At 58.1% G+C, this 16136-nt stretch carries 13 protein-coding genes; 7 read left to right on the top strand and 6 right to left on the bottom strand.

Annotated elements, in window-relative coordinates:
* The first annotated feature begins 81 nt into the window (after positions 1–81).
* From Dvar_RS03125 to Dvar_RS03095, 7 genes are read left to right on the top strand one after another with little or no spacing between them, the layout of a single operon-like run.
* Entirely contained in the window at positions 82–1362 is a 1281-nt protein-coding gene (locus tag Dvar_RS03125) for a hydroxymethylglutaryl-CoA reductase (protein ID WP_419660272.1), read from the top strand.
* A complete protein-coding gene (locus Dvar_RS03120) occupies positions 1355–2272 on the top strand; it encodes a UbiA family prenyltransferase (protein ID WP_419660271.1) in 918 nt (305 codons plus the stop codon). Before Dvar_RS03125 ends, Dvar_RS03120 begins: the two co-directional genes overlap by 8 nt.
* Complete coding sequence (locus Dvar_RS03115; protein WP_419660270.1) at positions 2269–4929, top strand: PEP/pyruvate-binding domain-containing protein; 2661 nt, start codon at positions 2269–2271, stop codon at positions 4927–4929. Before Dvar_RS03120 ends, Dvar_RS03115 begins: the two co-directional genes overlap by 4 nt.
* Complete coding sequence (locus Dvar_RS03110; RefSeq protein ID WP_419660269.1) at positions 4916–6016, top strand: DUF3419 family protein; 1101 nt, start codon at positions 4916–4918, stop codon at positions 6014–6016. Before Dvar_RS03115 ends, Dvar_RS03110 begins: the two co-directional genes overlap by 14 nt.
* Positions 6013–7359 (top strand): diacylglycerol/polyprenol kinase family protein, encoded by a 1347-nt coding sequence (locus Dvar_RS03105; protein WP_419660268.1) that lies wholly within the window; start codon positions 6013–6015, stop codon positions 7357–7359. Before Dvar_RS03110 ends, Dvar_RS03105 begins: the two co-directional genes overlap by 4 nt.
* Before the next feature lie 27 nt (positions 7360–7386).
* Positions 7387–8379 carry an N-acetyltransferase family protein gene (locus tag Dvar_RS03100; RefSeq protein ID WP_419660267.1) on the top strand — a complete coding sequence of 331 codons (993 nt, stop codon included), beginning with the start codon at positions 7387–7389 and terminating at the stop codon, positions 8377–8379.
* Complete coding sequence (locus tag Dvar_RS03095; protein WP_419660266.1) at positions 8376–9935, top strand: AMP-binding protein; 1560 nt, start codon at positions 8376–8378, stop codon at positions 9933–9935. Before Dvar_RS03100 ends, Dvar_RS03095 begins: the two co-directional genes overlap by 4 nt.
* 9 nt (positions 9936–9944) lie before the next feature.
* Here the strand turns inward: Dvar_RS03095 and Dvar_RS03090 are convergent, their stop codons facing one another.
* The 6 genes from Dvar_RS03090 to pnp form a co-directional block, all read right to left on the bottom strand.
* A complete protein-coding gene (locus Dvar_RS03090; RefSeq protein ID WP_419660265.1) occupies positions 9945–10604 on the bottom strand; it encodes a hypothetical protein in 660 nt (219 codons plus the stop codon).
* A gap of 98 nt (positions 10605–10702) precedes the next feature.
* Entirely contained in the window at positions 10703–11353 is a 651-nt protein-coding gene (locus tag Dvar_RS03085) for a class I SAM-dependent methyltransferase (RefSeq protein ID WP_419660264.1), read from the bottom strand.
* A gap of 96 nt (positions 11354–11449) precedes the next feature.
* Complete coding sequence (locus Dvar_RS03080) at positions 11450–12268, bottom strand: MBL fold metallo-hydrolase (RefSeq protein WP_419660263.1); 819 nt, start codon at positions 12266–12268, stop codon at positions 11450–11452.
* Between the two features lies 1 nt (position 12269).
* Positions 12270–12728: a dUTP diphosphatase gene (gene dut, locus Dvar_RS03075; RefSeq protein ID WP_419660262.1), complete on the bottom strand. Its 459-nt coding sequence runs from the start codon at positions 12726–12728 to the stop codon at positions 12270–12272.
* Between the two features lie 38 nt (positions 12729–12766).
* Complete coding sequence (locus tag Dvar_RS03070; protein WP_419660261.1) at positions 12767–14038, bottom strand: M16 family metallopeptidase; 1272 nt, start codon at positions 14036–14038, stop codon at positions 12767–12769.
* Positions 14013–16112, bottom strand: a complete 2100-nt coding sequence (gene pnp / locus Dvar_RS03065; RefSeq protein WP_419660260.1) for a polyribonucleotide nucleotidyltransferase — start codon at positions 16110–16112, stop codon at positions 14013–14015. Before pnp ends, Dvar_RS03070 begins: the two co-directional genes overlap by 26 nt.
* Positions 16113–16136: the final 24 nt, after the last annotated feature.

Below are 16136 nucleotides of genomic sequence, written 5' to 3'. Positions count from 1 at the left end.
TATTTCTCCTTAAGAATTCGATGGATCGGGTCGATGACCATGGCATCGCGACAAATTAATGTTGCTCACAGGAGGAACGTGATGCCACGAGGCTCGAATCAGGCCCGCATTTTTCTTCAGGAATTGTTTCAAGAACAAGGTGGCGAGCAGTTGCTGGAACGGCTCGCGCCCCAAACAGACGATCCGCCGGTCAGTGTGGCTGCAGGCATCAGCATCACCGACCGGGCGGTTGAGCGGCGCTGGAAGCGTATTACCTGCGCGCCGGGCATTCGGGACGTGCTGCTGCCGTCCGGCGGTGATGTCGACCACAGTGTTTATGAAGGCAATATCGAAAACTATATCGGCAGGGTCATGCTGCCGGTGGGCCTGGCCGGCCCGTTGCGGGTCAACGGGCTGTTTGCCAAAGGCGACTACTATCTGCCCCTGGCCACCACCGAGGCGGCCCTGGTGGCCTCCTACCACCGGGGCGCCACACTGCTCAACCGGGCCGGCGGCTGCAGCGCCCTGCTGCTGGCCGAGGGCGTTGTCCGGGCGCCAGGATTCGCCTTTGCCACGGCCCGGGAAAGCGGCCGGTTCGTTACCTGGGTGCTTGAAAACCAGGACCGCATCCGGGCTGCTGCCGAGGCCACCACGCGCCACGGCAGCTTGTCCGACCTGCGCATTCAGCTTACGGGCAACCATGTCTACCTGCTTTTCGAATACCAGACCGGCGACGCGTCCGGCCAGAACATGGCCACCATCGCCACCGAGGCCGCCTGCGCCCTGATTAACGAAGAGTCACCGGTGCATCCTGAGTACAGTTTCGTGGAAGCCAACATGTCCGGTGACAAAAAGGCCAGCGCGCTGAGTTTTCAGAACGTGCGCGGCCGGCATGTCACTGCCGAGGCCACCATTGCCGCCGATCTGATCGAACGCTACCTGCACACCACACCGCAGCACATGACCAATTACTGGCGGATGTCGGCCATGGGCGGGGTGCTGTCGGGCACCATTGGTGTGCAGGGTCATTATGCCAACGGCCTGGCGGCCCTTTATATCGCCTGCGGCCAGGATGCGGCCTGTATCTCCGAGTCGGCCGTGGGATTGACCCGTTTCGAAACCCGCTCTGACGGTCTCTACGCCAGCGTAACCTTGCCCAATCTGATGGTGGGTACGGTCGGGGGCGGCACCGGACTGCCCAGCCAGCAGGCGTGCCTGGCGCTCATGGGATTGTCCGGAAGCGGGAAGGCCCGTGCCCTGGCCGAGGTGTGCGCCGGGCTGGTCCTGGCCGGTGAACTGTCCATTATCGGTGCGCTGGCCGCCGGCCATTTCACCCGGGCCCACAAAAAGTTGGCTCGTAAGCGGGGGACCCCCCATGGCTAACCGGTGGTGGATTTACCAGCGGGAACGCTTTCCGGTTTTTGCCCATGGCCCCCTGATCCTGGCCTTCAGCCTGTCGGCCATGAGCTACTCGGCCCTTTTGCGTGGCCAGCATCGACTCGCCCCCACAGCTGCCCTGGTGGCCTTTATGACGGCCTTCCTTTTTTTTCTGCAACTGCGCATCGCCGATGAATTCAAGGACGCCGAAGATGACGCCCGCTGGCGGCCTTACCGGCCCGTGCCGCGGGGCCTGGTCAAGCTTGGCGAACTGGGTTGCATCGGTGCTTTTGCAGCGGCTATCCAGTTGATCGGTTCCCTTTTGCTCGACATCCGTCTGGCGCTCTGGTTGATGGTGGCCTGGACCTGGCTGGCCCTGATGAGCAAGGAGTTTTTTGTGCATGCCTGGCTGAAACGCCACCCGATCTTCTATATGCTCTCGCACATGGTCATCATGCCGGTCTTCGACATCTATGCCACGGCCTGCGACTGGCTGCCCCAAGGCGGGGGGTGGCACCGCGGCCTGGGCTGGTTTCTGGCTGTCAGCTACCTCAACGGCATCGTCATCGAGATCGGCCGCAAGATCCGGACGCCGGCGGATGAGGAAGAAGGCGTTGAAACCTACAGTGTTCTCTGGGGGCCTCCCAAGGCCTTGGCGGCCTGGCTGACCGCCATGGGGTTGACCGCCTTGTGCGCTTTTTGCGGGGCCCGGCTGATCAGTTTTGAAAAACCCGTGGCCGTGCTCCTGCTGCTGCTTCTGATCTGGGCCGGGCTGGAAACCGCAGGGATTCTTTCAAAACCTGATCCAGGCCGGGGCAGGCGCATCGAGCTCATCTCCGGCGTCTGGACCCTGGTCATGTACCTGAGCCTGGGGGCCCTGCCCCTGGTGCTACGGGCGATGGGCGGTGCAGGATGAAACAGATCCTTTTCCCGGAAGACGTGGGCGCTCACCCTTCCCGCGCCATGCTGGGCGGCAAGGCCGCGGCCCTGGCCGAAATGAGCGCGGCCGGCCTGCCCGTGCCGCCCTGGTTTGTGGTCACCCCGGACGCGTTCACGGCCAGTCTGCCGCCTGATGCCCAAAACCTGTTGACCGGCGCGGACGCTGCCCATATTGAGACGATTCTGGCCGATCTGAGGCCTGGCGATGGGGTTACGGCCAATGTTTCCAGGGCGCTCTCGCGGCTTTGCCCCAACGCTGAAGCCGTGGCGGTGCGTTCCTCGGCCGTGGATGAGGACGGCAGCCAGCACAGCTTTGCCGGCCAGCTTTCCTCTTATCTGTTCGTTGCATTGAATGATGTGCCGGAACGGATCGCGGATGTCTGGCGCTCGGGCTACAGCCCCCGGGTGCTGGCCTATCGCCGGGAGATGAACCTTACCCCCGCGCCTACGCCGCCGGCGGTGCTGGTGCAGCGGATGGTCGATGCCGATGCAGCCGGAGTGGCCTTCAGTGCCGATCCGGTTACCGGCCGGCGCGGCATTGCCGTGGTCAGCGCGGTGCCGGGTATTGGAGAGGCGCTGGTGTCCGGCGAAATCGACGCCGATACCTGGCGGGTGGATCGAAAGAGCCGGGTCATCGAACGGGCCCTGACCGGCTCGGATGAAAAAGAGGATGCAGCTGACGGTCATGACCCCCTGAAAAAACGCACCGGTTGCCTGACCGACCAACAGGCCCGCGCCGTTGCCGGACTGGCCCGCCGGGCGGCCCGCTATTTCGGCTGCCCCCAGGACATCGAATGGGCCATTCAAAATGATCAGGTGTACCTGCTCCAGGCCCGGCCCATTACCGGGCTGGCCGCCCTTTTCGATCCGGACGGCGGAATCAACATCTGGGACAACAGCAATATTGCTGAAAGCTACGGCGGGATCACCACCCCGTTGACCTTCAGCTTTGCCAGCCACATCTACAGTGAAGTCTACCGCCAGTTCTGCCTGATCATGGCCGTTCCGGCCCGGGCGGTCGAGGCCTGCCAGCAGATTTTTCCACGCATGCTGGGCCTGGTGCGCGGCCGGGTCTACTACAACCTGATCAACTGGTACCGGCTGCTGGCCCTTTTTCCGGGCTTTCGCCTCAATCAGGGGTTCATGGAACAGATGATGGGGGTAAGGGAAAAAATCCCTGAGGAGGTATTGGCCGATGCCCTGTCCCTTTACCGGGTCGGTCCGATTCAGGATGCCTTGAACCTGCTGCGCACCATTTCCGGTCTGCTGATCAATCTCTACCGGATGCCGCGCACCATCCGCGCCTTTTACCGGCGTCTGGAACGCGCCCTGGCGCCCTCTCATCCACCCCTATCAGACCTTCGCCCTGACGAGCTGTGCAGCGCTTACCGGATGCTGGAGTCGCAACTGCTCACCCGCTGGGATGCGCCGCTGATCAACGATTTTTTCGCCATGCTGTTTTACGGACTATTGCAGAAACTCACGGCCCGCTGGTGCTGCAAAAAGGGCCTGGAAAAACAGAGCGAGAGCCTGCAGAACGATCTGATCAGCGGCCAGGGTGGCATGATCAGTGCCGAGCCGGCCCAGCGGATTCTAGAGATGGCCCGCATGGCAGCCAAAGACCCGGCGCTCACCGAGGCCCTGGCCGCTGCCGACAGGCAGACTATCGAGAAAGCCCTGTCCGGCCACGGCCAACTGAAAAACCGGGTCGACGGGTACATGGCCCGCTTCGGCGATCGCTGTCTGGACGAACTCAAGCTGGAAAGCGCCACCCTGCACGACGACCCCATGATACTGTACCGCTCGGTGGGTGAATTCGCCCGCCGTATTGCCGGCGGGCATGACGCTAAAGGTATTGACGAACGCGCCATCCGCAGACGGGCCGAGCGCAACGTAGCCCGCCGATTATCCCGCCGGCCCCTCCACCGGATGCTGTACTACTGGGTGCTGGCCCAGGCCCGGGACCGGGTGCGCGACCGGGAGAACCTGCGTTTCGAGCGCACCCGCCTGTTCGGCCGGGTCCGGCGTATCTTCGTGGAACTGGGGCAACGCTTTCATGCCAACGGCATCCTGGACGATCCCCGGGATATTTTCTGGTTGGAAAAGAATGAGATTTTTGGCTTTATCGAAGGCACCGCCACCACCACCGATCTTAAAAAACTGGCCGCCCTGCGCCGGGAGGAATTTGGCCGCTGGCAGACGGCCGAAGCGCCGGCCGATCGCTTCGAGACCTTTGGCATGGTCAACCACGCCCACACCTATCAGGCCAGCGGCCAACCCGCCGAGACGGTGAGCGGTGATACAGCCCGGGGCCTGGGCTGCTGTCCTGGTAAGGTGCGCGGCCGGGTTCGGGTGATCCATGATCCCAAGGGGGCTCGGCTGCGCCAGGGTGAAATCCTGGTGGCCGAGCGCACCGACCCCGGCTGGGTCATGCTGTTTCCGGCCGCTGCGGGACTGCTTGTCCAGCGCGGCAGCCTGCTCTCCCATTCGGCCATCGTAGCCCGGGAAATGGGCATTCCGGCCATTGTCTCCCTGGCCGGGGTGACCACCTGGCTGAGCGACGGCGATCTGGTGGAGATGGACGGTGAAACCGGTGTTGTCAACCGACTGGAGGACATTCATGCAGACCAGTGAGGCGGCCCGCCACGCCGACTTTTCCGCGATCCGCTATGCCCAGTGCTGGGAGGACGCCGACATCCTGGTCGAAGGATTGAACGTTCAGCCCGGCGATACCTGCCTGTCCATCGGCTCGGCCGGGGACAATGCGCTGGCCCTTGTGGCGGCCGGCGCCGGCCGGGTAATCGTCCTGGATCTGAATCCGGCTCAGATGGCCTGCCTTGACTTGCGCATGGCCGCTTATCAGGCCCTTGATTACCCGGAACTGCTGGAGCTGATCGGTTCGCGCCCCAGCCGCCGGCGCCGTACACTTTACCGGCGTTGCCGGCCGATTCTCTCAATCGATGCCAGGCGCTTCTGGGATGCCCATGGGGCCAGTATCGATGCGGGCATTGGGGGCGCCGGCAAATTCGAGCATTACTTTGCCATTTTCAGCCGCAGGGTGCTGCCACTGGTCCACCGCCGCGCCACCATCCAAAGGCTGCTTCAGGGCGGAGGCCGGGCAACCCGGCTGCATTTTTATGAAAAAAAATGGAATACAATCGGCTGGCGGCTGCTGTTTCAGGTTTTCTTCTCCCGTTTTGTCATGGGCCGATTAGGCCGGGACCCGAGTTTTTTTCGCTATGTAGAAGGACGGGTGGCCGACCGGATTCTGTTCCGCACCCGCCATGCCCTGACCGAGTTGAATCCGGCAGACAATCCCTATCTGCACTGGATTCTCACCGGATGCCATGGCGCGGCCCTGCCACGTGCCTTGCGCAAAGAACACTTTCAGACGATCCGTGAAAATCTCCACCGCATCGAGTGTCATCTGCTCTCGGTCGAGCAGTACCTGGATCAGGCCGGTGAGAACGTCATCGACCGCTTCAACCTGAGCGATATTTTCGAGTACATGGCAGAGGAGAACTATCACCGACTGCTGGATCGAATCTGCCGGTCCGGGCGGCCGGGCGGCCGCCTGGCCTACTGGAACATGCTGGCCCCGCGTCACCGCCCGGCATCCATGGCAGACCGTCTGCAGCCCCTGGACGAACTGGCCCACAGGTTGTTTTTAAAGGACAAGGCCTTTTTCTATAACGCGTTTATTGTAGAAGCGATCCGATGAGCCATCCTCTTTTCGGCATCGTGCTGGTAATGGCGACCCTTCTGGCTTTGATGGCAGGGGTCCGGTGGGCGGGCACCCGCTTTGACCTCCATCCGGAACTGCAGCGCAAGTCGGTTCATATGGGCATGGGCCTGATCACCCTCGGGTTCCCATGGATTTTCAGCGATACGTGGCCGGTTGTACTGCTGGCCCTGCTTGCCGTAGTCGGCCTTTTGGCAATGAAATGGATCAGGCCCTTGAAGACAGGTTTCGGTGGGGCGCTCCACGGCGTTGCGCGCAGTTCCCTTGGAGAAATCTACTTTCCACTGGCCGTGGCCCTGCTTTTTATCCTGGCCGGAGAGATTCCAGTGCTTTACGTGGTGCCCATGCTGGTGCTGACCCTGGCCGATGCCGTGGCGGCCATCATCGGCGTGCGGTACGGCAGTCATCCCTATTCCACGTCCGAGGGTCACAAAAGTGCCGAGGGCTCGCTGGCTTTTTTTCTCACCGCCTTCGGCAGCACCCTGTTGCCGGTGCTGATGATGACCGATGTCCCGGCCGGCAAAGTCATCATCGGTGCTCTGGTGATCGGCCTTCTGGTCATGCTCTTCGAGGCGATCAGTGTCGGCGGACTGGACAACCTGTTCATCCCTGTAGGCTGCTACGGCTTGCTCGAGAGCTACCGGCAACTGGACGGGCAAAATCTGTTATACCGGCTGATCGCCCTGGGGCTGCTTGGCGTTTTCATCTACTGCTGGCGGCGGCAGACGACCCTTAAAGGCAGCGCGCTGCTGGCGGCCCTTTTAACGGGTTACATGAACTGGATGGTCGGCGGCTGGCCCTATCTGGCCGTTTCCCTGATCCTGCTGATAACCTATACCCGGCTGTGGCCCCAAAGCGAAGAAAACCGCTATCCCGTCCACTCGGTGCGGGCCATTGCTGCGGTGGCCGCGCCCGGCATCGTCTGGCTGCTGGCCGCCGCCCGTAGTGCCCGGCCTGAATTTCTGTTCTGCTTTATCCTTTGTTATGCGGTTCATTCGGTAATCATCGGCATGCTTCAACTGGGCTATACCAGCCCTTACCGGGATATCCGGCAGCAGGGCGGCAGGGCGGTACTTCGCAGCTGGCTGGTCTTTGCACCGGCCTATTTTCTGCCCTATCTGTCGCGCACCCTGCACGATTTGCCGCTTGCACAGACCTTGATCGCAGTTTTCACCGCGCTGCCTTTGCTGGCGCTGGCCGCCGGTGTACATCTGATTTTCAGTCCGTTTCTGGGGCAGGACCCCAAGGGGCGGATTCGCTGGCTGGGCTATGGGTCGATCGCACTGTTTATCTCTGTAGCCGGTGCAGTCGTTTATCTTTAACAAATGACAACAAAAAAGCGTTCTCCCATGCAACTGATTAACATCCAATCCCCGGAAGAGATGGCCCAATTCACGCTCCACCCGGCCGTCAGCCGGACTACGGCCACACAGCTGACCCTGCACCGACCGGACGCCCACTGGTTGGCGGTCGATGACGGCCGACAGGTGCTCGGCCGCTGTTCCCTGTGGTGGAAAGCGACTGCCACACACAACGATCACCGGCTGGGCTATATCGGCCATTATGCCGCTGCAAGCGATCCGGTGGCCGAAAAGCTCCTGAACCGTGCCAGCACCGATCTTTCCCAGAACGGCTGCACCCTGGCCGTCGGCCCCCTGGACGGCACCACCTGGCGCCGGTACCGATTTATCACCTGGCGGGGCAAGGCGCCGCCTTTTTTCCTGGAGCCGGACAACCCGGATGCATGGCCCGGTCAGTTCGAAAAAAACGGCTTCAGCATCCTGGCCGACTATATTTCTACACTGAACACCGATCTGAATTACCAGGATCCGCGCGCGGAAGAGATCTCCCGGCGCATGGAAGACCAGGGCGTTTGCATCCGCTGCATCGACCCGGATCACCTGGATCGGGAACTGGACGGGATTTTCGAGTTGAGTATTGAAAGTTTCCGTAAAAATTTTCTCTACTCGCCCATCGAACGGAAGGAATTCATGGCCATGTATGGCGGGATCAAGTCGTTTTTGCACGGGGAACTGACCCTGGTGGCCGAGCAGCAAGGTCGGACAGTGGGTTTCATGTTCGCCCTGCCCGATGCGCTCCAGGCCAAACGCGGCCAGCGTATCGATCAGGTGATCCTCAAAACCATCGCCATCAGGCCGGACAGGGCTTTGGCCGGGCTGGGCCGCCTGCTTTTTCAGACGGCGCTTTCCAACGCCCACAAGCTGGGCTACCGGCGTGCCGTCCACGCCCTGATGCACGCTGCCAACCGATCCACCAACCTGGGACAGGGAAGCACCGTCGTCATGCGGCGCTATGCGCTTTTCTCAAAGGAACTGGTATGAATATCGCCCGGATTCTCCTGGAACAGGCCGATGTCCGGCCGGATGCACCGGCCATCATCGATCGCGCCCACGCCGTGGATCGCGCCATGACCTTTGCCCAGTTAAACAGCGCATCGGGGCGCGGGTCGCGTCTTCTCACCGATCTGGGCCTTGGGGCCGGCGATGCCGCTCTCATCCTCCAGCCCATGTCGGCAGCGCTTTACGTGACCCTTCTGGCCCTGTTCCGGATCGGCATGGTGGCCATGTTTATCGATCCTTCTTCCGGAAGAAAACAGATCGAGCACTGCCTGGCCATTCATCCGCCCAAGGCCCTGATTGCCACCGGCAAGGCCCATCTGCTGCGGCTGGTATCACCCGGCCTGCGGCGTATCCCCTGCAAACTCTCCTTCAACCATTTTGTTCCCTGCGCCATCTCCTGGCAGCGATCAGACAACTTGCCGCCCTTGACGGACCTTTACTCCTGCACAGCCGACACCCCGGCCCTGATGACCTTTACCAGCGGCAGCACCGGAGCGCCCAAGGCGGCCGTACGCAGCCACGGATTTCTTCTGGATCAACACCGGGTGTTGGCCCGGACCCTTTCGCACCAGCCGGGGACCTGTGATCTGACCACCTTGCCGGTATTCGTGCTGGCCAATCTGGCCTCGGGTATTACTTCCCTGATTCCGGCGGCGGACTTAAGATACCCGGGGACCATCGATCCGCGGCCCGTGCTCGACCAGATCGATAGATGGAAACCCATCACCTCGGCTGCGTCCCCGGCTTTTTTCGAAAGGCTTTGTGACGGGTGTAGTGACAGGAAGCGCACTGTGACCGGATTCCAGCGGATCTTCACCGGCGGCGCCCCGGTGTTTCCCGACCAGATCGACCGCTTCGCCCGCTTTTTCTCAGGCGCCAGGATCATCACCGTCTACGGCTCCACCGAGGCCGAACCCATCGCCCACATCGGCCGCGACGAGCTGACCGATGCGGACCGCAAGGCCATGACCGAGGGCAAAGGGCTTCTGGCCGGCAAACCGGTGGTGGAAATCAAAGCCAGGGTCATCAGGGCCGATTGGAGCAGGCCCATCGAGCCCATGGACAGCGCGGCTTTTGAAAAGATCTGTCTTGGGCCGGAAGCGGCCGGAGAAATCGTGGTCAACGGCGGGCATGTGCTGCCCGGTTATCTCAACGGCGTGGGGGATGAAGAAACCAAATTCCGGGTGGATGACACCATCTGGCACCGCACCGGTGACGGCGGCATGTGGGACAAAGCAGGCCGCCTCTGGCTACTGGGCCGGGCCGGAGCTTTGATAGAAGATAAACACGGATCGCTCTATCCGTTCAGTGTGGAATGCGCCGCACGCAGCGATCCACAAGTAAAGGTAGCGGCTCTTGTCGGCAGACAGGACCGCCGGATTCTACTGGTCCAGGCAAGAGAAAGGGGTCGCATCGATACCCAAAAGCTTTCCGCCATGCTGGCCTGGGCCCATCTGGATGAAATCCGGCAGATTGAGCGGATACCCCTGGACCGGCGCCATAACGCCAAAGTGGATTATACAAAGCTTGAGATATGAGTAAAAAACTTAACTGCACTCATAAAAGGGGCTTGCTACTTTTTTTTCATATTTAATTACTTCAAAAGAGCATTCCGAAATATCGTATTCATCAGAAACGCTTTTGTTAAAACGGACCTTTCCATTTATCAATTCAATTTGAAGCGGAACGGTGACGGTTAACAGATCAGAACAAAGGCTTGCTTTTTCAGAAGGGGTATAGACGACCGTTTCACCGGATGCCTTTTTAACGGTTATGGTATTATGGGTAGTACTCAGTGAGGTCACTTCTCCGTCGCTGTCAAACTGCAGAGAATTGGTATCCCCGATGATGCCTTCGGGGTCATTGTCATAGGCCGATATTTTCCCTATCTTTGTTTCAACATCACAGGGCTCAGCCGGTTCAACTGATTTGACAGCCCCGTCTTCATAAAAAGCGATCCCAATTCTGACACGCATTGTTCCTGCGGGTGTTTTTACCTCAATCGTCTCCTGCGGCCAGAGGGTGATGCTTTTGATATTACCGTTTTTATAAAAAGCGATATTAATGACCTTGGCACGGATTGTCCCGCAGGACAGCGGTAGATCAATATCCTCAGCCAGGGCGTACTCGTCTTTTTCACCCCAGTAACCGCTCAGCTTACCATTCAGGGGAAAAATTTTTTTCAATGATTCATCATTGTAAAACATGACCAGTTCTGCGGATAATTTCCCGAATTTTGTTTCAATGGTTGCCGCATCCTGAAGGGGCGCTTTTCTGATGTTCCCATTATAGACTTCTTTCTTTTTTAATCGTCAAAGGATTTACGGCAAATGAACAACTTGCTTTTTCCTGAACGGGTATGGGACAAGGCAACATCTTCAAAAATATCTTGAAATGCAGCGCCGCCTTTTTTGATAAACTCGCGGGCGTCTTTCGGCCCCATCATCAGCATCCTCAAGTAAAACAGCAGTTTTATAAATCGCTTGCGTGGAACTTCATGCTCCATGATCAGCACCCTGCCGGCTGGTTTTACCACCCGCTTCATTTCCAAAAGGGCTTGTTTTCTGGCCGGCCCTTTCAACTCGTATAAGGCATGAGAACAACAGACAATATCGAAGCACCCATCGGCAAACGACAAGTCTGCGGCATCGCCTTTGATAAAAGCGACGTTGCCAAATGAGTCTTTCTCTTTTGCTTTTTTGAGCATGCCAAGCGAAAAATCATAGCCAATGACCAGACAATCAGAAAAGTGCGTTGCAAAAGAGAGCGCAACGGATCCGGTACCACAACAGATATCCAGCACTTTCGCTCGTCTTTTATTCTCCAACAGCGCTGAATCAACAAGAAACGTTCGCGTCTCATCTCTATCATTGGAAGAATGCAGGTTTATAAACAAATCATAGAAATGGGAAAAAAAATCATAATATTTTTGGCGTCCGGTTCTCAATTTTGCCATAATACTAATCCGTTTGCCGTTTGAATAATTGTGAATGCATCCGTTGTATCAGGAAATGAGGAAGGGGAGTCAATTCAAAAGCGAAAAACCGGGCCATTACCCTAAACGAAGGACGCGTGAACCGGTCGCCTGAGAAGCCACATGAAGTTTCGTATCGCTGTGGTTGATCACCATCTCCATTATCTTTTTGGCTTTATCAGGGGTGTTGTTCTCTTCACTCAGGTGGGCCAGAATCACATGGGCCAGGCGGTCGTGGCAAAGCGTTTCCAGAAGCGTTGCCGCATCATCGTTGGACAAATGCCCGCTGCGACCCCGGATGCGCTGTTTGAGCGGCCACGGGTAAGGGCCGTCGATCAGCATTTGCGGGTCGTGATTGGCCTCAAGGATGAGCGCATCACACGCCTCAAGGTGGTCTCGCACCACACCGGTAACAATTCCCAGATCGGTGGCCACGCCGACTTTGGTACCGTTGCAACTGATCGTGAAACCGGCAGGGTCGGCAGCATCGTGGGATATGGAGAACGGGTGAATGGCCAGATCGCCAATGGAAAACGGATGCCCGCAGGTAAACGGTCGCATATCGGCCAGTTTTCCCAGCGCGTTCCGTGATACCTGCCAGGTCCCATCACTGATGTAAACCGTCAGCCCGAAACGCCTGGACAGAACCCCCACCCCCTTAATATGATCGCTGTGCTCATGAGAAACCAGGATGGCATCCAGACCGGCAGGATCCAGACCCTTGGCAGCCATACGCTGTTGAAGCGCCTTTCCGGAAAGACCCGCATCGAGCAGGATGGCGGTATGGCCGTTGGAAATATAGGTGGCATTGCCCTTGCTGCCACTGGCCAGTACAGTGAGGGTGAGATCGCCTGCTCCGGAATCATACGAGTTCTCTGGGGCAAGCGAATCTTTCATTTCAGCGCCCTGTGTGACCGAACCCGCCCGTGCTGCGGTCGGTGTCATCGAGTCGTTCAACTAGTTGAATCTGCGCCTGATAGACTTTCTGGACAACCATTTGGGCAATCCGCTCTCCCCGCTTGATGGTCACCGGTTCGTGCCCCAGGTTGATCAAAGCGATCTTGACCTCCCCACGATAATCGGCATCGATGGTGCCCGGTGCATTGATAATCCCAATGCCGTGATTGACCGCGAGCCCGCTACGCGGACGGATCTGGGCTTCGAAGCCTTCGGGCAGGGCAATGGCAAAGCCGGTGGGTACCAGACAAATGCGCCCGGGATCCAGCACAAGGTCCGTTTCCAGGGCGGCACAAATGTCCATCCCGGCACTGTTGGCCGTCATGTAACGGGGAAGTGGCAAGTCCTTATTTTTTTCGGGGTCAAGCTTGACAAAATCGATACTGGGCGTCGAAAGCATTGAAGACTCCCACAGGTAAGGCGTTTTTAGGACAATAATTAGAAATCGATCAATCCGGCCAGATCGGTCTGATCCGCCTGGGAACCCAGAACCGTCAATGCAGGCCGTCCAGCTCCCCAGCAATCACTTGCCAGCTGGATCAGGTCATCAACGGTAACGCCGTCAATTTTGTCGATAACCGTCTGCATGGGAATGAAATGATCGAAATAAAATTCGTTCTGGGCCAGCCGCATCATCTGATTATCCGGGCTTTCCTCGGCCATGAGCAGGTTGCCCTTGGTATATTCCTTGGCCCCACTAAGCACCTCGGCGGCGACCGGCTCCTGCTTCAGACGCCTAAACTCCTTCATAATCAGATTGATGCATGCTTTAAGGTTCCGGGGGGCCACGGCCGTGTAAATGCCCAGCATGCCGGTATCGGCATAAGACGTTAAAAACGAATAAATCGCATAGGCCAGTCCATGCACTTCCCGGACCGTCTGAAATAGCCGTGAGCTCATGTTTCCGCCCAGAATCGTGTTCAGCAAGGAGCAGGCAAACCGACGGGGATCGGCCACCGAAATTCCGGGCATACCCAGACAAAGATGGGTTTGCTCAAGATCCCGGTGCATGGCGATAATCTCTGAGCCATCGACAGGTGTACTGCGAGGAGCAAACCCGTTGCCCGGTGCGATGGCGGAAAATACCGGGCCGATCATATCAACCAGCTGATCGTGAATCAGGTTGCCGGCCGCCGTGATGACAATACGCCCCGGCTGGTAAAGACGCTTGAAAAACCCCTTAACAGTCTGGCTGTCAAATGTCAGGATGTTTTCCCGGCTGCCCAGAATGGATCGCCCTAAAGGATGGCTCCCCCATAAGGCGGGCCCCATCAGGGTATGAACAAATTCCTCGGGGCTGTCTTCCACCATGCCGATCTCTTGAAAGATGACCGGCCGCTCACGCTCCAATTCCGCTTCATCGAAAACCGAGTTGAGGAAAATATCGGAGAGAATATCAACCATGGTGGCCAGCTGGGTATCCAGGACCCGGGCATGGTAGCAGGTATGTTCCATGGAGGTATAGGCATTGGTCTGACCACCGATGGCATCAAACTCTTTGGCGATCTGAAAGGCATTGCGCTTGACCGTGCCCTTAAAGATCATATGTTCGATGAAATGGGACAGGCCGCTTTCGGCCTCGGTCTCGTCACGGGCACCCACGTGAACCCAGACCCCCATGGAAACCGAGCGAACATGGGGCATCGCCATGGAAACGATACGGACACCGTTATCCAGAAGGGTTTTATTTACCGTTGGCTTTACGCTCATCTTCCAGAACGGCCTTATGACTGAGACGGATTTTGCCGTCCTTGGAAACCTCCAGGACCTTGACCTTGAGCATATCCCCTTCCTTGACCACATCGGTGACCTTGCCCACGCGCCGATCAGCCAGCTGGCTAATATGAACCAGCCCATCGGTCCCGGGCACGATCTGAACAAACGCCCCGAAATCTGTGGTTTTTACCACTTTCCCCTCGTAGGTGACGCCCACTTCGGGCTCCAGGGTCAAGGATTCAATCTGCAGTCGCGCTGCCTCGCCGTCCTCGGCGGATGTGGCGGCAATTTTCACAAGCCCGCTATCATCGATTTCTATTTTAGTATTGGTTTCGCTTTGAATGGCCCGGATCACCTTTCCCCCTGGACCAATGACATCGCGGATCTTGTCAGGGTTGATCTTAATCGAAACAATTTTGGGCGCAAACGGCGAAATGTCCTCCCGCGGTGTGGAAAGGGCTTCCAGCATTTTATCCAGGATGTGCATCCGCCCGACCTTGGCCTGGTCCAACGCCTTTTCCATAATGTCTCGGGAAAGTTCATGGATTTTGATATCCATTTGCAGCGCCGTGATACCTTCGGTGGTACCGGTGACTTTAAAGTCCATATCGCCGGTGTGGTCTTCATCGCCCAGGATATCGGACAGAATAACCACCTGATCGCCTTCTTTGACCAATCCCATGGCGATCCCCGACACCGGGGCCTTGATCGGCACGCCGCCGTCCATCATGGCCAATGTCCCCGAACAGACCGTTCCCATGGACGAAGAGCCGTTGGATTCCAGTACTTCCGAGACGATTCGGATCGTATAATCAAAATTTTCCTTATCCGGCAACACACGTTCCAGGGCCCGCGTGGACAATCCGCCATGGCCGATATCGCGCCGGCTGGGTGACCCCACACGTTTGACCTCACCCACGGAATAAGGGGGAAAATTGTAATGCAGCATAAAGGGCCGGTTCTCCTCCCCGCTGAGCGTTTCCACCCGTTGCTCGTCGCCACCGGACCCCAAAGTCAAAATACCGAGCACCTGGGTCTCACCACGGGTAAACAGAGCGCTCCCGTGGGGCCGGGGCAGCACCCCCACCTCACAGGTGATGGGGCGGATTTCATCGAACCGGCGGTTGTCAATACGCCGTCCCTCTTTGAGAATCATATCGCGGCAAATCTGCTTTTGCAGATCGCCAAGGATCGCAACAACCTCTTCCCGTCGATCGGCCATCGATTCATCCAATGCCTCGATGATCTGGGATTTGGCCGCCCGTACGGCTGCATACCGTTTCATTTTTTCGGGTACGCCCAGCGCTTCGCGCAAGGGGGCAGTGGCCTGCTGCGTAATCATTTCAACCAACGCCGGGTCTTTTTCAGGCGGAACAAAATCGCGTTTGGTTTTCCCCAGGGCGGACTTCAACTGTTCCTGAATATCGATCAATGGCTGAATGGCCTGGTGACCAAAGAAAATGGCCTCCAGCATGTCCGCCTCGCTGGCCACATCGGCACCGCCTTCCACCATGACCACACCGGTACGCGAACCGGCAATGATGATATTGATATCACTGTCGGCAATCTGAGCAAGGGTGGGGTTGGCAATGAACTGTCCATCAATGCGGGCCACACGAACGGCGGCGATCGGACCGGCAAAAGGAATGTCTGAAATCTCCAGCGCCGCCGACGCCCCGACCATGGCCAGCACATCCGGATCATTTTCCTGGTCCATGGACAGGACCGTGGCGATGACCTGGGTTTCAAAGCGATAGGCCTTGGGAAATAGCGGCCGGATGGGCCGGTCAATCAGGCGGGCGGTGAGGGTTTCTTTTTCGCTGGGCCTTCCGATTTCACGGCGAAAATAGTTGCCCGGAATGCGGCCGGCAGCATAGACTTTTTCCTGATATTCCACAGAAAGCGGCAGAAAATCCGTATCCCGCTCGTCATTTGCGGAAACCACCGTTACCAGGACGATCGTATCGCCGTACTGAACGACCACCGATCCGGAGGCCTGTTTGGCGACTTTTCCTGCCTGGATGCTAAAGGTATTGCCTCCCACATCCGCCTTAAATGTATATTCCATTCGTTGTTCTTCTCCTCAATAAAT

The organism is Desulfosarcina variabilis str. Montpellier (genome assembly GCF_048565275.1).
Lineage (GTDB): Bacteria > Desulfobacterota > Desulfobacteria > Desulfobacterales > Desulfosarcinaceae > Desulfosarcina > Desulfosarcina variabilis.
Note: the sequence above shows the minus strand (reverse complement) of the source record. Positions and strands in the feature narration are given on the sequence as shown.

Excerpts from the sequence above, each read along its gene's own strand:
- Dvar_RS03120 (WP_419660271.1), top strand. The coding sequence starts at position 1,355 with ATGGCTAACCGGTGGTGGATTTACCAGCGGGAACGCTTTCCGGTTTTT.
- Dvar_RS03105 (WP_419660268.1), top strand. The coding sequence starts at position 6,013 with ATGAGCCATCCTCTTTTCGGCATCGTGCTGGTAATGGCGACCCTTCTG.
- Dvar_RS03070 (WP_419660261.1), bottom strand. The coding sequence starts at position 14,038 with ATGAGCGTAAAGCCAACGGTAAATAAAACCCTTCTGGATAACGGTGTC.
- Dvar_RS03125 (WP_419660272.1), top strand. The coding sequence starts at position 82 with ATGCCACGAGGCTCGAATCAGGCCCGCATTTTTCTTCAGGAATTGTTT.
- Dvar_RS03110 (WP_419660269.1), top strand. The coding sequence starts at position 4,916 with ATGCAGACCAGTGAGGCGGCCCGCCACGCCGACTTTTCCGCGATCCGC.
- dut (WP_419660262.1), bottom strand. The coding sequence starts at position 12,728 with ATGCTTTCGACGCCCAGTATCGATTTTGTCAAGCTTGACCCCGAAAAA.
- Dvar_RS03115 (WP_419660270.1), top strand. The coding sequence starts at position 2,269 with ATGAAACAGATCCTTTTCCCGGAAGACGTGGGCGCTCACCCTTCCCGC.
- Dvar_RS03085 (WP_419660264.1), bottom strand. The coding sequence starts at position 11,353 with ATGGCAAAATTGAGAACCGGACGCCAAAAATATTATGATTTTTTTTCC.
- pnp (WP_419660260.1), bottom strand. The coding sequence starts at position 16,112 with ATGGAATATACATTTAAGGCGGATGTGGGAGGCAATACCTTTAGCATC.
- Dvar_RS03100 (WP_419660267.1), top strand. The coding sequence starts at position 7,387 with ATGCAACTGATTAACATCCAATCCCCGGAAGAGATGGCCCAATTCACG.
- Dvar_RS03080 (WP_419660263.1), bottom strand. The coding sequence starts at position 12,268 with ATGAAAGATTCGCTTGCCCCAGAGAACTCGTATGATTCCGGAGCAGGC.
- Dvar_RS03090 (WP_419660265.1), bottom strand. The coding sequence starts at position 10,604 with ATGTTTTACAATGATGAATCATTGAAAAAAATTTTTCCCCTGAATGGT.
- Dvar_RS03095 (WP_419660266.1), top strand. The coding sequence starts at position 8,376 with ATGAATATCGCCCGGATTCTCCTGGAACAGGCCGATGTCCGGCCGGAT.